16 protein-coding genes are annotated in these 12,399 nt (G+C 72.2%); 8 read left to right on the forward strand and 8 right to left on the reverse strand.

What is annotated here, in order from left to right; genetic code table 11:
* Nucleotides 1-18: 18 nt before the first annotated feature.
* The 5 genes from AC3ANM_RS10530 to AC3ANM_RS10550 all read left to right on the forward strand — a co-directional run bounded on the left by AC3ANM_RS10530 (nt 19) and on the right by AC3ANM_RS10550 (nt 5,561).
* On the forward strand, nt 19-1,413 hold the full coding sequence (locus AC3ANM_RS10530; RefSeq protein WP_488284369.1) for an APC family permease: 1,395 nt from the start codon (nt 19-21) through the stop codon (nt 1,411-1,413).
* Nucleotides 1,413-2,642, forward strand: a complete 1,230-nt coding sequence (locus tag AC3ANM_RS10535; protein WP_488284370.1) for an arginine deiminase — start codon at nt 1,413-1,415, stop codon at nt 2,640-2,642. The genes AC3ANM_RS10530 and AC3ANM_RS10535 overlap by 1 nt, the downstream gene beginning before the upstream one ends.
* Nucleotides 2,643-3,596 (forward strand): carbamate kinase, encoded by a 954-nt coding sequence (locus AC3ANM_RS10540; protein ID WP_488284371.1) that lies wholly within the window; start codon nt 2,643-2,645, stop codon nt 3,594-3,596.
* Complete coding sequence (gene rocD, locus AC3ANM_RS10545) at nt 3,574-4,806, forward strand: ornithine--oxo-acid transaminase (protein WP_488284372.1); 1,233 nt, start codon at nt 3,574-3,576, stop codon at nt 4,804-4,806. Before AC3ANM_RS10540 ends, rocD begins: the two co-directional genes overlap by 23 nt.
* A gap of 140 nt (nt 4,807-4,946) precedes the next feature.
* Nucleotides 4,947-5,561 carry a hypothetical protein gene (locus AC3ANM_RS10550; RefSeq protein WP_488284373.1) on the forward strand — a complete coding sequence of 205 codons (615 nt, stop codon included), beginning with the start codon at nt 4,947-4,949 and terminating at the stop codon, nt 5,559-5,561.
* Between the two features lie 20 nt (nt 5,562-5,581).
* Here AC3ANM_RS10550 and AC3ANM_RS10555 read toward each other — a convergent pair whose 3' ends face one another.
* On the reverse strand, nt 5,582-5,845 hold the full coding sequence (locus AC3ANM_RS10555; RefSeq protein WP_488284374.1) for a hypothetical protein: 264 nt from the start codon (nt 5,843-5,845) through the stop codon (nt 5,582-5,584).
* Nucleotides 5,846-5,944: 99 nt separating this feature from the next.
* Between AC3ANM_RS10555 and mmuM the strand changes: the two genes are divergently transcribed.
* The gene (gene mmuM / locus AC3ANM_RS10560; protein ID WP_488284375.1) at nt 5,945-6,865 is read left to right on the forward strand and encodes a homocysteine S-methyltransferase; all 921 of its coding nucleotides are present in this window, start codon (nt 5,945-5,947) and stop codon (nt 6,863-6,865) included.
* Here mmuM and AC3ANM_RS10565 read toward each other — a convergent pair.
* Together AC3ANM_RS10565 and AC3ANM_RS10570 are read right to left on the reverse strand one after the other, a co-directional pair.
* Nucleotides 6,840-6,974 carry a hypothetical protein gene (locus AC3ANM_RS10565; RefSeq protein WP_488284376.1) on the reverse strand — a complete coding sequence of 45 codons (135 nt, stop codon included), beginning with the start codon at nt 6,972-6,974 and terminating at the stop codon, nt 6,840-6,842. The two genes, mmuM and AC3ANM_RS10565, sit on opposite strands and share 26 nt — an antisense overlap.
* Nucleotides 6,975-7,096: 122 nt before the next feature.
* Complete coding sequence (locus tag AC3ANM_RS10570; RefSeq protein ID WP_488284377.1) at nt 7,097-8,092, reverse strand: SPFH domain-containing protein; 996 nt, start codon at nt 8,090-8,092, stop codon at nt 7,097-7,099.
* A 149-nt stretch (nt 8,093-8,241) separates the two neighbouring features.
* On the opposite strand from AC3ANM_RS10570, the gene AC3ANM_RS10575 reads away from it, so the two are divergent.
* Nucleotides 8,242-8,952 carry a DUF429 domain-containing protein gene (locus tag AC3ANM_RS10575; protein ID WP_488284378.1) on the forward strand — a complete coding sequence of 237 codons (711 nt, stop codon included), beginning with the start codon at nt 8,242-8,244 and terminating at the stop codon, nt 8,950-8,952.
* A gap of 37 nt (nt 8,953-8,989) precedes the next feature.
* The gene (locus AC3ANM_RS10580; protein WP_488284379.1) at nt 8,990-9,478 is read left to right on the forward strand and encodes a cupin domain-containing protein; all 489 of its coding nucleotides are present in this window, start codon (nt 8,990-8,992) and stop codon (nt 9,476-9,478) included.
* A 7-nt stretch (nt 9,479-9,485) separates the two neighbouring features.
* Here the strand turns inward: AC3ANM_RS10580 and AC3ANM_RS10585 are convergent, their stop codons facing one another.
* The 5 genes from AC3ANM_RS10585 to AC3ANM_RS10605 all read right to left on the reverse strand — a co-directional run bounded on the left by AC3ANM_RS10585 (nt 9,486) and on the right by AC3ANM_RS10605 (nt 12,073).
* Nucleotides 9,486-9,998 (reverse strand): PNPOx family protein, encoded by a 513-nt coding sequence (locus AC3ANM_RS10585; protein ID WP_488284380.1) that lies wholly within the window; start codon nt 9,996-9,998, stop codon nt 9,486-9,488.
* A 95-nt stretch (nt 9,999-10,093) separates the two neighbouring features.
* Nucleotides 10,094-10,735 (reverse strand): LysE family translocator, encoded by a 642-nt coding sequence (locus AC3ANM_RS10590; RefSeq protein WP_488284381.1) that lies wholly within the window; start codon nt 10,733-10,735, stop codon nt 10,094-10,096.
* Nucleotides 10,736-10,852: 117 nt separating this feature from the next.
* On the reverse strand, nt 10,853-11,248 hold the full coding sequence (locus AC3ANM_RS10595; protein ID WP_488284382.1) for a VOC family protein: 396 nt from the start codon (nt 11,246-11,248) through the stop codon (nt 10,853-10,855).
* A gap of 149 nt (nt 11,249-11,397) precedes the next feature.
* Nucleotides 11,398-11,733 carry a hypothetical protein gene (locus AC3ANM_RS10600; RefSeq protein ID WP_488284383.1) on the reverse strand — a complete coding sequence of 112 codons (336 nt, stop codon included), beginning with the start codon at nt 11,731-11,733 and terminating at the stop codon, nt 11,398-11,400.
* Nucleotides 11,734-11,857: 124 nt separating this feature from the next.
* Entirely contained in the window at nt 11,858-12,073 is a 216-nt protein-coding gene (locus AC3ANM_RS10605) for a hypothetical protein (protein ID WP_488284384.1), read from the reverse strand.
* Between the last annotated feature and the right edge of the window lie 326 nt (nt 12,074-12,399).

Consider the following 12,399-nt stretch of genomic DNA (forward strand, 5'->3'; position numbering starts at 1 on the left):
AGCGCCCCGGGAGGTCCTGTGGCCCGTGACACCGTCCCCCGACAGCGGCCCGCCACCGCCCCGGCCGAGCGCGCTCTCGGCCTGTCCCAGTCGACGGCGCTGATCATCGGCAGCATCATCGCGGTCGGCATCTTCAGCCTCCCGTACTCGCTGGCCTCCTACGGCCCGATCAGCCTGTTCGCCATGGCGCTGACCACGGTCGGCGCCCTGGCGCTGGCGCTGCTGTTCGCCGCGCTGTCCCGGCGGATGCCCGCGGACGGTGGCCCCTACGGCTACGCCCGCGCAGCGTTCGGCAACGGCGTCGGCTTCGCGAACGCGTGGTCGTACTGGATCAGCGCCTGGGCCGGCAACGCCGCGATCGTCGTCGGCTGGGTCTTCTACGTCGAGCAGTTCGTCAACAAGGACAGCGTGACCGGGTGGTCGATCGTCATCGCCCTGGCGGGCCTGTGGGTCCCGGCCGCGGTCAACCTGACCGGGGTGCGCAACATGGGCGCCTTCCAGGTCGTGACCACGGTGCTGAAGTTCCTGCCGCTGCTCGTGATGTCCACCGCCGGCCTGTTCTTCATCAACACCGCCAACTTCACGCCATGGAACGTCAGCGGGAAGTCGAACGTGGCGGCCATCGGCGGGGCCATGGCCATCTGCCTGTTCAGCTACCTCGGCGTCGAGACCGCTGCCGTCGCGGCCGGCAAGGTCCGCAACCCCGAGCGCAACATCCCGCGCGCGACGGTCTTCGGCACCCTGGCGAGCGCCGTGGTCTACCTGCTGTCCATGACGGCGATCTTCGGGATCCTGCCGGCGAGCCAGCTGGCCAGGCCGGAGAACCAGGCGTCCTACTCGGTGGCGTTCAACCAGATGGCCGGCGGGGGCACGTGGGCGGGCAACCTCGTGGCGGTCGCCGTGATCATCTCCGGCCTCGGGGCCCTCAACGGCTGGACGATGATCTGCGCCGAGATGCCCCTGGCCGCCGCGCGCGACGGGCTCTTCCCGGCATCGTTCAGGCGGATGTCCGGGCGCCGGGTCCCGGCCTTCGGGATCGTCGCCTCGACCGCGCTGGCCTCCGCGGCGACGGTCGTCAGCTACCTGGGCACCACCGGGGCTGACGTCTTCACCACCCTCGTGCTGATGACCGGCATCACCTCCGCCGTGCCCTACGCCTTCTCGGCGCTCGCCCAGCTGAAGTGGCGCTGGCACGACGACCACCGGGTCCAGCCCGCCCGGTTGTGGCGCGACCTCGTGGTCGCCGCCCTGGCGCTGGTCTTCTCGATCGCGTTCATCTACTACTCGCGCAACACTGGCGGGAGCTGGTGGGTGGTCTGGGGACCGTTCCTCATGGCCGGCGCTGCCGGCCTGCTGGGCGTCCCGGTCTACCTCTCCCGACGCCAGCACATGACCGAACCCCGGAGGCAGTGATGGGCAGCAGGTACTACGTCGGCTCCGAGGTCGGAAGGTTGCGCCGGGCCATCCTGCACCGGCCCGACCTGGAGCTGAAGCGGCTGACGCCGACCAACAAGAACGACCTGCTCTTCGACGAGGTGCTGTGGGTCAAGCGCGCCAAGCAGGAGCACGACGGCTTCGCCGAGGCGCTGCGCGAGCTCGACGTCGAGGTCGTCTACTTCGACCACCTGCTGCGCGAGTCGATGGCCGTCCCCGAGGCGCGCGACCACGTCGTGGGGCACGTGCTCGACGAGCGGGTGTACGGCCCGATGGCGCTGGAGCCCGTGCGCGACATGGTCGAGGCGATGGACGCCGACGACCTGACCGAGATGCTCATCGGCGGCATCACCAAGCGCGAGGCGCTCGAGCGCATGGACGAGCCGAAGTCGGTGGCCTTCCACGCCATGGACCTCGACGACTTCCTGCTGGCGCCGCTGCCCAACCACCTGTTCACCCGCGACACCTCCTGCTGGGTCTACGACGGCGTGGCGATCAACTCGATGAGCAAGAAGGCCCGGCAGCGCGAGTCGCTGCACTACGAGGCGATCTACCGCTGGCACCCCGAGTTCGGTGATGCCGGCTTCCACGTCTGGTCCGGCGGGACGGAGGGCGGCCCGGCCACGATGGAGGGCGGCGACGTCCTGGTCATCGGCCGCGGCGCGGTGCTCATCGGGATGAGCGAGCGGACCACCCCGCAGGCGGTCGAGCGGCTCGCCCACGAGCTGTTCGCGGCCGGTGCGGCGACGCAGATCGTGGCGCTGGTGCTGCCCAAGGCCCGGGCGTTCATGCACCTCGACACGGTGATGACCATGGTCGACGAGCACACGTTCACGAAGTACGCCGGCCTGGGGATGCTCGCGTCATACACGATCGAGCCCGGGGACTCCGACAAGGAGCTCAAGGTGACCGACCACCCGCCCGAGGAGATGCACCGGGCCATCGCGAACGCGTTGGGGCTGGACGACATCCGGGTGCTCACCCCCACCCAGGACGTGCGCGCCGCCGAGCGCGAGCAGTGGGACGACGGGTGCAACGTGCTGACGGTGACCCCCGGCGTGGTCATCGCCTACGAGCGCAACGTCACCAGCAACACCCACCTGCGCCGCAACGGCCTGGAGGTCGTGACGATCCAGGGCAGCGAGCTCGGCCGCGGTCGCGGCGGACCGCGGTGCATGACCTGCCCGGTGGACCGGGACGGCATCTAGATGCGGATCGTGGCGGCGCTCGGCGGCAACGCGCTGCTGCGGCGCGGGGAGAAGCCGGACGCCGCCACCCAGGTCGCCAACGTCGACCGTGCGGTGCACGCGTTGGCGCCGCTGGCCCACGACCACGAGCTCGTGCTGACCCACGGCAACGGCCCGCAGGTCGGGGTCCTGGCGATGCAGAGCGCCTCCGACCCGCACCTGACCACGCCCTACCCGTTCGACGTCCTGGGCGCCCAGACCCAGGGGATGATCGGCTACTGGCTGCTCCAGGCGCTGCAGAACGCCCTGCCCGGACGGCAGGTCGCCAGCATCATCAACCAGACCCTGGTGATGGCCCACGACCCGGCGTTCGCCCACCCGACCAAGTTCGTCGGCGAGGTCTACCCCCGGGCCGAGGCCGAGCGTCTGGCCGCCGCGCGCGGGTGGACGGTGCACCAGGACGGCGGCGAGGACGCCTGGCGGCGGGTCGTCGGCTCCCCCACCCCGCAGCGGGTCATCGAGACCCGGCTGATCCGGCTGCTGCTGGGCAGCGGCGCCGTCGTCGTCTGCGCCGGCGGGGGTGGGGTGCCGGTCATCCGCAACGAGAGGGGCAAGCTCGCCGGCGTCGAGGCGGTGGTCGACAAGGACCTGACCGCCGCCGTCCTGGCCGAGGCGCTCGAGGCCGACGTGCTGCTCATCCTCACCGACGTCCCGCACGTCGAGCGGAGCTTCGGCACCCCCGACGCGACGCCGATCCTGCGGGTCACGCCGGGGGCGCTGCGCCGGGAGTCGTTCGCGGCGGGCTCGATGGGTCCCAAGGTCGACGCGGTGTGCCGTTTCGTCGAGCTCACCGGCGACATGGCCGCGATCGGGCGGCTGGAGGATGCGCAGGCGATCATCGCCGGGGATGCTGGGACCATCGTGACGCCCGGCGGCGACTACGGAGGACCAGATGACCTCGCGACCTATGGCTGACCCCGTCTCGCTGACCGCGCGCGACATCGCCCTCGACGAGCGGGTCGCGGCGCACAACTACTACCCGCTGCCGGTCGTCATCGCCGAGGCCGAGGGGGCGTGGGTCACCGACGTCGACGGGCGGCGCTACCTGGACTGCCTGGCCGGCTACTCCGCCCTGAACTTCGGCCACCGGCACCCGGTGCTGCTCGACGCCGCCCGCGAGCAGCTCGAGCGGGTCACCCTGACCAGCCGGGCGTTCCACCACGACCAGCTCGGCCCGTTCTGCCGCGACCTCGCCGCGCTGGCGGGGATGGACCTCGTCCTGCCGATGAACACCGGCGCCGAGGCCGTCGAGACGGCGATCAAGGTCAGCCGCAAGTGGGGCTACGACGTCAAGGGGGTCGCGCCGGACCAGGCGACGATCATCGTCGCCGAGGGCAACTTCCACGGCCGCACCACGACGATCGTCAGCTTCTCCACCGACCCGGTGGCCCGGGCCGGCTTCGGCCCGTTCACCCCCGGCTTCCGCATCGTCCCGTATGGCGACGCCGCCGCCCTGGGTGCCGCGATCGACGAGACCACCGTGGCGGTGCTGCTCGAGCCGGTGCAGGGCGAGTCCGGGGTCCACATCCCGCCTCCGGGCTACCTCGCCGAGGTGCGCGAGCTGTGCACCGCGGCCGACGTGCTGCTCGTGGCCGACGAGATCCAGTCCGGCCTGGGGCGCACCGGCTCGACGTTCGCCTGCGAGCTCGAAGGTGTCGTGCCCGACGCCTACGTCCTCGGCAAGGCGCTCGGCGGCGGCATCGTGCCGGTCTCGGCGCTGGTGGCCCGCCAGGAGGTCCTCGGTGTCATCACCCCCGGCACCCACGGCTCGACCTTCGGCGGCAACCCCCTCGCGTGCGCCGTCGGGCACGCCGTCGTCGGGCTGCTCGAGACCGGGGAGTACCAGGCGCGGGCGGCCGAGCTCGGGGAGCGGCTGCGCGAGCGGCTCGACGCCCTCGTCGGCGACCGGGTCACCGCGGTGCGCACCGTCGGGCTGTGGGCCGGCATCGACGTCGACCCGGACCTGATGACCGGCCGGGAGCTGTGCGAGAGCCTGATGTCCCGCGGCGTCCTGGCCAAGGACACCCACGGCTCGACGATCCGGCTCGCCCCGCCGATCGTCATCGAGGCCGACGACCTCGACTGGATGCTCGACCAGCTCACCGAGGCCGTCACCCACGCCTGACCCCACCCTTTGCGCACGGTGTTGTCGCTGACGGCCCCGGAAACCGGCCTCCCGGCGGCGCCAACGTGCGCAGGGCCGGCTGAACCCCGCTGGGACCGGGGCCGACCTGCGGGCGGAGGCTGCGCGATACCCTCCGGGACATGGCGTGGCTCGAGATCCTGGGCTGGGTCGGGTCGGCGGTCCTCGTCTGGTCGCTGCTGCAGACCCGGATCCTGCGGCTGAGGGCGCTCAACCTCCTGGGCTGCCTGATCCTCATCACCTACAACGCCATCGTCGGCGTCTGGCCGATGGTCGGCCTCAACGTCACCCTGGCCGTCATCAACGTCGTCTACCTGCGCCGGATGCTCGCCAACCGGCACGACTCGGCGGCCTACACGGTGCTCGAGGTGGCGCCGCGCGATGAGTACCTGCGGCACTTCCTGCGGATCCACGAGGGCGACATCCGCCGGTTCAACCCGGACATGGTCTACGACCCCGAGCTGCCGGGACGCGCAGCCTTCCTCGTGCTGCTCGGCGACGAGACGGTCGGCGTGGTGCTGGCCCGGGACGCCGGCGGCGGCGTGGCGCAGGTCGACCTCGACTACGTCACCCCGCGCTTCCGCGACTTCGCCCCGGGCGAGTTCGTCTACCGGCGCAGCGGCCTGTTCCGCGACCACGGCTTCCGCCGCGTGCTGACGCCGCCGGGGATGGTCGAGCCCTACTTCGAGAGCATCGGATTCCACCGCGAGGGCGAGGTCTACGCCCTCGACCTCTGAGGCCGCCCGGACCCTGCGGCTCAGCTGACCGGGTGCGCCCCGACGCTGTCGCGGATCGCCGTGCCCTCGGGCGCCCCGCTGTCCCGGGCGCAGTGCGCGCAGCAGAACAGCTGGCCCTCGACCTCGACGCCGTGGCCGAGGATCCGGCAGCGGCAGTGCTCGCACACCGGGGCGAGCCGGTGCGCCGCGCACTCGATCGAGTCGAAGATGTGCACCTGGCCGCTGACCGTGCGCACCTCGAAGGACATGTAGTAGTCGTTCCCGCAGACCTCGCACACCGCCATGTCAGGACACCTCCGTCGTGGTCTCGTGCCTTCGAGCCTGACGCGGGGCGCCGCCGACCCGCAACCACCAAGGGTCCCGGTCTGGGCGAGGATGGGCGGGTGGAGACCGCCTTCGCCGCAGCACTGGCCGCCGGCCCCCTGGTGCTGGACGGCGGCCTGGCCACCGAGCTCGAGGCACAGGGGCACGACCTGTCCGACGCGCTGTGGTCGGCCCGGCTGCTGGCCGACGACCCGGACGCCGTGGTGGCTGCGCACCGCGCCTTCTACGCCGCCGGCGCCCGGGTCGCCACGACCGCGAGCTACCAGGCCAGCTTCGCCGGGTTCGCGCGCGCGGGACTGGACCGCGCCGAGGCGGCGGCGCTGATGCGCCGCAGCGTCGAGCTGGCCGACCGTGCCCGCTCCGGTATGCCGTCGCGCAGCCACCTCCTCGTCGCCGCCTCCGTCGGCCCGTACGGCGCGTCCCTCGCCGACGGCTCGGAGTACACCGGCGCCTACGACCTCGGCGTCGAGGGGCTGCGGGCCTTCCACCGGCCCCGGCTGGAGGTGCTGGCCGAGGCCGGCGCCGACGTCCTCGCGGTCGAGACGATCCCGTGCCTGGCCGAGGTGGAGGCGCTGCTGGAGGAGCTCAGCCGGCTGGACGGCATACCGGCCTGGCTGTCGGTGACCTGCGCCGGCGGGCGGACCCGGCGAGGCGAGGACCCGGCGGAGGCCTTCACGATGGCCCGGGACGTGGCGGCGGTCGTCGCCGTCGGGGTCAACTGCACGGCACCGGGCGAGGTGGCCGACCTGGTCCCGGTCGCGGCGGCCGCCTCGGGCAAGCCGGTGCTGGCCTACCCCAACAGCGGGGAGGGCTGGGACGCCCGGGCGCGTGCGTGGACCGGTGCGTCCGCCTTCACCGCCGGGCAGGTGGCCGGCTGGCTGGCCGCGGGCGCGTCGGCGGTCGGCGGGTGCTGCCGCGTCGGGCCCGCCGACATCGCCGCGGTGGCGGGGCTGCTCAGCGCTTCCGGGCCCCCGCGATGAACTCGTGGCTCGCCTCGGTGGAGGCCTTGGCCTTCTTCTCGGCGCGCTTTTCCTTGATGGACTTGCCGGTCTTCTTCGTCATCGTGTGACGCGGGGACTTGTCGGACATCGTCGGCTCCGTCGTGGGACCTGCGCGGTCCCGTCCCCTCGACAGTACGCCGGTCCGGGCCCGCTCGGGAGCGGTCCGGACCGGCGCCTGCGGTCAGCCGGTCGGGGTCACCGGCCAGGGCCTCACTTGCCGGGCTGGGTGATCGCGAAGCCGGCGCCCGGGGCGAACGTCGTCACCGTCGGCGGGATCGCCTTGAGGGTGTCGATCGTCGCGCAGGCCGGGCACTTGAGGTAGCCGTTCTGGCGCTGCTCGTTGGCCGCCGCCTCCGCCTTGGCCTGGGCGACCTTGGCCTGCGACTTGGACACCCCGGCGAACTCGGCCTGGGCGTCGTCGATGGCGTTCTGGACCTTCACCGGCAGGGTGATCTTGGCCAGGTTGAAGCGCACGTTGGTGACGAACTTGCCGCCCAGGGTCGAGGTCAGGTCGTCCTCGAGGGAGGTGTTGATCGCCTCCTGGATCTTCTGGATGTTCACGTTGTTCTGCCGACCGGCGGCACCGGTGAACACCGCGGCAGCCGCCGAGGGGTTGGCCGCCTGCTGGGCGCCGCTCTGGACGAGCGCGCACGAGGCCTGCAGCTCGGCGCACCGGAAGTCACCGATCTGCTGGCGCAGGTCGTTGCTGATGACCGGTCGCACGATGGCGTCGAGGAAGGAGTTCCAGCCCTCGTCGCCGTCCCACGCCGCGCGGTACTGCCCGTCGAGCCCCTGGTACTTGCGGGTGCCGTACTTGTCGTCGAACGCCTTCAGCGTCGAGCCGTCGGTGTTGAGGGTGAAGTAGATCGTGCCCTCGATGCCGATCTCGACGCCGTCGGCGGTCGGGTCGTTCTCGACGTCGACGCCGGCCCGGTCGCCGCGCTTGGAGTCGGAGGTGATCGTGTAGAACCGCTGCTGCGAGGGGTACTTGTGCGACACGGAGAACAGGCCCGTGTAGGTCCGGGCCGACGCCGGCTGGATGATCTGGCGGATGCGGTTGTTGTCGAACGGCCCGCCGTTGCGCACGACCGCGATCTCACCGCCCTGCGTCCGGTCGAACGAGGTGAGCATCATGCCGCCGGTGACGACGGCGGCGACCACCGCGACGAGCACGACGAGCTTGATCGCGATCGAGGGAATCTTCATCTGGGACAACGCTCCGAGGTTGGTGCCGGCCGGTGGCCGGTGAGGTAGGTGCTCACCTTGATGTGCCCCGCGGGCGTTTGGTTCCCGGTATGCCGCGCCGCACCGTCCGCGGGCGGCGTCAGCCCCGGCGGGGCTGGTAGGAAGACCCGGTGACCGCTCGCGTCCTCGGCGTCGACGGGTGCCGCACCGGCTGGGTCGGCATCACGGTCGACGACGGCCGAAGCGGCGATGGCGGCCGGGTCGAGGCGCACCATGGCGTGACGATCGAGGCCCTGATCGCCTCCGCGAAGGCCGGCAGTGAGCTGGCCGCCATCGGCATCGACATCCCGATCGGGCTGCCGGACGCCGGGCGCCGTCAGGCGGATGTGTTGGCGCGCAAGGCTCTTGGCCCGCGTTGGCAGTCCCTGTTCATGACGCCGGTGCGGCCGGCCCTGCTCGCAGAGAGTTTCGCCGAGGCCGTCGCGGTCAACCGCGAGCTGGCCGGGGAGGGCCTGTCCCGTCAGGCCTTCGCGCTGCGCACCAAGGTCCTCGAGGTCGACGCGTTCGTCCGCGCCGGCCGGCCCCCGGTCGTCCTCGAGGTCCACCCCGAGCTCAGCTTCGCCACCATGGCCGGCTCGCCGCTGGCGGCGGGCAAGAAGACCTGGGCCGGCGCCCAGGTGAGGCGGGAGCTGCTGGTACGGCACGGCATACCGGTCCCGGACGACCTCGGGGTGGCCGGGACGCTTGCCGCGGTCGACGACGTGCTCGACGCGGCCGCGGCGGCCTGGACCGCCACCCGGTATGCCGCGGGGCTGGCCCGCTCCCTGCCCTCGCGGCCGGAGCGGTTCAGCGACGAGATCCCGTGCGCCATCTGGGTTTGAGCGCCAGACTGCCCGGAGACCGACGAGAGGAGCAGGCATGTCGTACCCCCCGGAGCGCTACCACGGTGAGGGCGGAGAGGTCAGCGCCTGGATGAGGCCGGCCGGGCAGGAGCCCGAGCTGGGCCAGACGGGCGGCAACCGGGTGCACTACCTGGCGACGAGCGCGCAGACCGGCGGCGAGTTCGGGCTCTACCGCTGGGACTTCGGCCCGCACGTCAGTGGCCCGGACGCGCACTTCCACCGGACCCTGTCGGAGTCGTTCTTCATCCTCTCGGGCACGGTGCGCCTCTTCGACGGCAACGAGTGGGTCGACGCGACCGCCGGGGACTTCCTCTACGTCCCGGTCGGCGGCATCCACGGGTTCCGCAACGAGTCGGGCGAGCCCGCGTCGATGCTGCTGCTGTTCGCGCCGGGCGCGCCGCGCGAGGACTACTTCGAGACGCTGTTCGACGCCGCCCGGCGGGAGGCGATGACCGACCAGGAGCGCACCGAGTTCTTCCTCCGGCACGACAACCACTGGGTCTGAGGGCAGCTCAGGCCGTGGGGGTCTCGCTGACCCGCAGCCAGTCGTGGATCCGGTAGATCCGGGTCCTGGTGCCCCAGTCCGGAGGCACGTCGGCGAGGACCGCCTCGGTCGGCACGACCACCGGCTGCGTGACCTCGTGCCGCACGCCGTCGAGGACGACCGTCGCCTCGCCGGCCGCCAGGACGTTGCGCAGCCAGTCCACCTCGGTGCCATAGGGCAACGGGATCGCGAAGCCACCCTCGATCGGCTCCGCGACGACTGGGGTCGCGTAAGGGCGACCCGACCGGCGACCGACGTGCTCGACCCGGGCGGCGTACCAGTGCCGCCGGCCGGCCAGCTGCAGCATGAACGGGTTGAGGACCCGCTTGTTGCCCTGCCGGAGCACGTCGACCAGCGTCGTGGAGCCGCTGCGCATCGCCATCACGAAGAAGCCGACGACCAGCGCGAGGGGCACCAGCAGCCAACGGACGATCCGACCCCGCCACCACGGCCTGCGCCCCTGCTTGGCTCGCGCACCCATGCCGCTCCCCCGTCCCATGTCCCGACAGGAGCATCCTGACGTCCAGGGTGGTCCTGGCCGCCGGACGAAGGTCCGGCCTTTGTCTCCGGGGCCAGTCAGTCGGGCCGGCCCGTGAGGGCCACGGTGACACCGAGCCCGATCATCATGACGCCGCCGGCACCGCCGACCGCCTCGAGCCGGCGTGGGCGCCTCCCGAACCACGCGCGGGCGCGGCCGGCAGCCAGCGCCCACGTGCTGTCACCGACGACCGCCATGGTCGCGAAGAGCGCGCCGAGCAGGAGCATCTGTGCAGCGGCCGGCGCCCCGGGGTCGACGAACTGCGGTAGCAGCGAGGACAGGAAGACCATCGTCTTGGCGTTGGTGACCCCGACCAGCAGCCCGGTGCGCAGGCTGGGCCACGCCGCCGTGACCGGTTCGGCGCGCCCCTCGCCCAGGGCGTCGGACAGGTCGCGCCGGTGGCGCAGTGCACTCACCCCGAGCCAGAGCAGGTAGGCCGCGCCGAGCAGCTTGACCACCAGGTATGCCGTGGCCGACGCCGCGAGCACCGCGCCCAGGCCGGCGGCCACGAACGCCACCTGCACCAGGAGCCCGAGCCCGTTCCCGAGGACGGTGAAGAGGGCGGGGCGGCGGCCGACCGTCAGCGCACGGCCGATGGTGAACAGCAGGCTGGGGCCCGGCACCGCGACGATGACCGCAGCCATCGCCGCGAAGGCCAGGAGGTGGGACGCGCTCGGCATGTCCCGAGTGTCAGCGCCGGGGCGGCCGTGCGGCAACAGGGTTCGCTGCGCGCTGTCCCGGCCCTCACCCGTCCGCCAGCAGGGCAAGGAGCCATCGTGCGCCTCCCCCCTCGGCCATCAGGCCCGAAGTGAGTGGCCGATCTCCCAGATGTGGCCACCGGGGTCGACGAAGCTGGCTGTGCGCAGGCCCCAGGGCCGGTCCATCGGGCCGTTGAGCAGTTTCACACCCTTGGCCGCCAGCTCCTCGCACATCCCGTCGACGTCATCGACCTCGATGCTGAACTGGGCCCGGGACCCGGACTCGCGCGGGGCCACGACGGCGGGCTCGATGAGCTCGTCGGCCGCGCTGGTCCGCAGCAGGTTGATGATCGTGTTGCCGAAGCTGAACACGGCCGAGTTGTCGTCCTCGAACATCACCGGCAGGCCGAAGACCTCGCCGTAGAACCGCTTCGCCTCCTCGAGGTCTTCCACGAACAGCGTGATCGCCCCGATCCCACTCGGCCACGAAGCCATGTCCCCCACCTCTCCCGGGCAGCGTGCCCGGCCGGATCCCCTGATGACGGTGCCGATCGTGCCCCATGTTCGGGTCACCTGCCCGTCGACAGGCCCGTCGACGGGAGGCGGTGCCGGCCGGGTCCAGCCGCCGTCACGGCGTGCGGTGGTCAGAACCGCCAGGCGAGGTAGTTCGCCCACCGCGGGTAGCCGGCGCCCTCCGGCTCGGCGCGCAGGCTCTGCGGCGTCGCGGCGCGGAAGCCCAGCGAGACGATCGCCGGGATGCTCACCCCGAGCTGTGCGACCTCGACGAAGGCCACCCTGCCGGTGCCGTAGACCAGCACCCCGAAGGCCCCCGCGGCAAGCAGCGCCACGGACCAGATCAGCTCGACCGCGCCCGGGCGGAAGCCGTCGACGTAGGCCGAGAGCACCCGGATCCCCTCGTGGGCGAACGAGCCGACCAGGCCCGCCAACAGCACCGGCCAGAACCCGGAGACGTACACCATGGCCTCGGCCTCCTCTGGGGTCAGGTCCTTCGGGGCCAGAGTGGCGACCGGCCGGGGCCCGCGCCACCGGTGAATGCACGGTTCCGGGCACGCCGCGTGGAGGACGACCGGGCAGCGCGCTGCCTCACCCCACGCCCTGGTCGATGATCCGCCACGGGTCCCGGTCGCTCTGCCGCGCGAGGATGTAGCCCCAGGTGGCCGGGGTGTGGTCGGGGAAGTTCAGGTCGTGGCCCTTGAGCACGAGCATGTCGACGCTGACGTTGACGACCTGGTGCCAGCCGGTCCAGGCCGAGCCGGGCCCACCGTCCGGTCGCGGCGGGTAGGTCCTGACCCGGCTCACCAGCCAAGTGGGCCGGAACCGGCTCTCGGGGACCATGCCGGAACCTGCGGTTAGGCCATTCATCGTCCCGACGTCGTGCGCGTTCGACGCATCGAGGTAGGCGCGGACGACCTGTTCGGGACTGGCGTTCCGGCCGGGCACGGCCACGTGGGCAGTCGGAGCCGTCAACGCCCAAGTGGTGCCTGCCAGGACCGTCAGCGCAGCGGCCGCGGCGACGGCGAACCAGCGGCGTCGACGACTTGGCTCAGCCACCGGCGTCACGACACCTATCGCTGACTGTTCGCTCACGTGCCCCCCTCGTTCCCGTGCCCCTCCTGATCATGGGC

It is taken from the genome of Oryzihumus sp. JJN4-3R (genome assembly GCF_057747915.1).

Bases quoted from the DNA above. Each gene is read 5' to 3' on its own strand.
- AC3ANM_RS10590 (WP_488284381.1), bottom strand. From the start codon at position 10,735: ATGCCGAGCGCGTCCCACCTCCTGGCCTTCGCGGCGATGGCTGCGGTC.
- AC3ANM_RS10585 (WP_488284380.1), bottom strand. From the start codon at position 9,998: ATGGGTGCGCGAGCCAAGCAGGGGCGCAGGCCGTGGTGGCGGGGTCGG.
- AC3ANM_RS10535 (WP_488284370.1), top strand. From the start codon at position 1,413: ATGGGCAGCAGGTACTACGTCGGCTCCGAGGTCGGAAGGTTGCGCCGG.
- rocD (WP_488284372.1), top strand. From the start codon at position 3,574: ATGACCTCGCGACCTATGGCTGACCCCGTCTCGCTGACCGCGCGCGAC.
- AC3ANM_RS10555 (WP_488284374.1), bottom strand. From the start codon at position 5,845: ATGGCGGTGTGCGAGGTCTGCGGGAACGACTACTACATGTCCTTCGAG.
- AC3ANM_RS10600 (WP_488284383.1), bottom strand. From the start codon at position 11,733: ATGGTGTACGTCTCCGGGTTCTGGCCGGTGCTGTTGGCGGGCCTGGTC.
- AC3ANM_RS10565 (WP_488284376.1), bottom strand. From the start codon at position 6,974: ATGTCCGACAAGTCCCCGCGTCACACGATGACGAAGAAGACCGGCAAG.
- AC3ANM_RS10595 (WP_488284382.1), bottom strand. From the start codon at position 11,248: ATGGCTTCGTGGCCGAGTGGGATCGGGGCGATCACGCTGTTCGTGGAA.
- AC3ANM_RS10550 (WP_488284373.1), top strand. From the start codon at position 4,947: ATGGCGTGGCTCGAGATCCTGGGCTGGGTCGGGTCGGCGGTCCTCGTC.
- AC3ANM_RS10540 (WP_488284371.1), top strand. From the start codon at position 2,643: ATGCGGATCGTGGCGGCGCTCGGCGGCAACGCGCTGCTGCGGCGCGGG.
- AC3ANM_RS10570 (WP_488284377.1), bottom strand. From the start codon at position 8,092: ATGAAGATTCCCTCGATCGCGATCAAGCTCGTCGTGCTCGTCGCGGTG.
- AC3ANM_RS10580 (WP_488284379.1), top strand. From the start codon at position 8,990: ATGTCGTACCCCCCGGAGCGCTACCACGGTGAGGGCGGAGAGGTCAGC.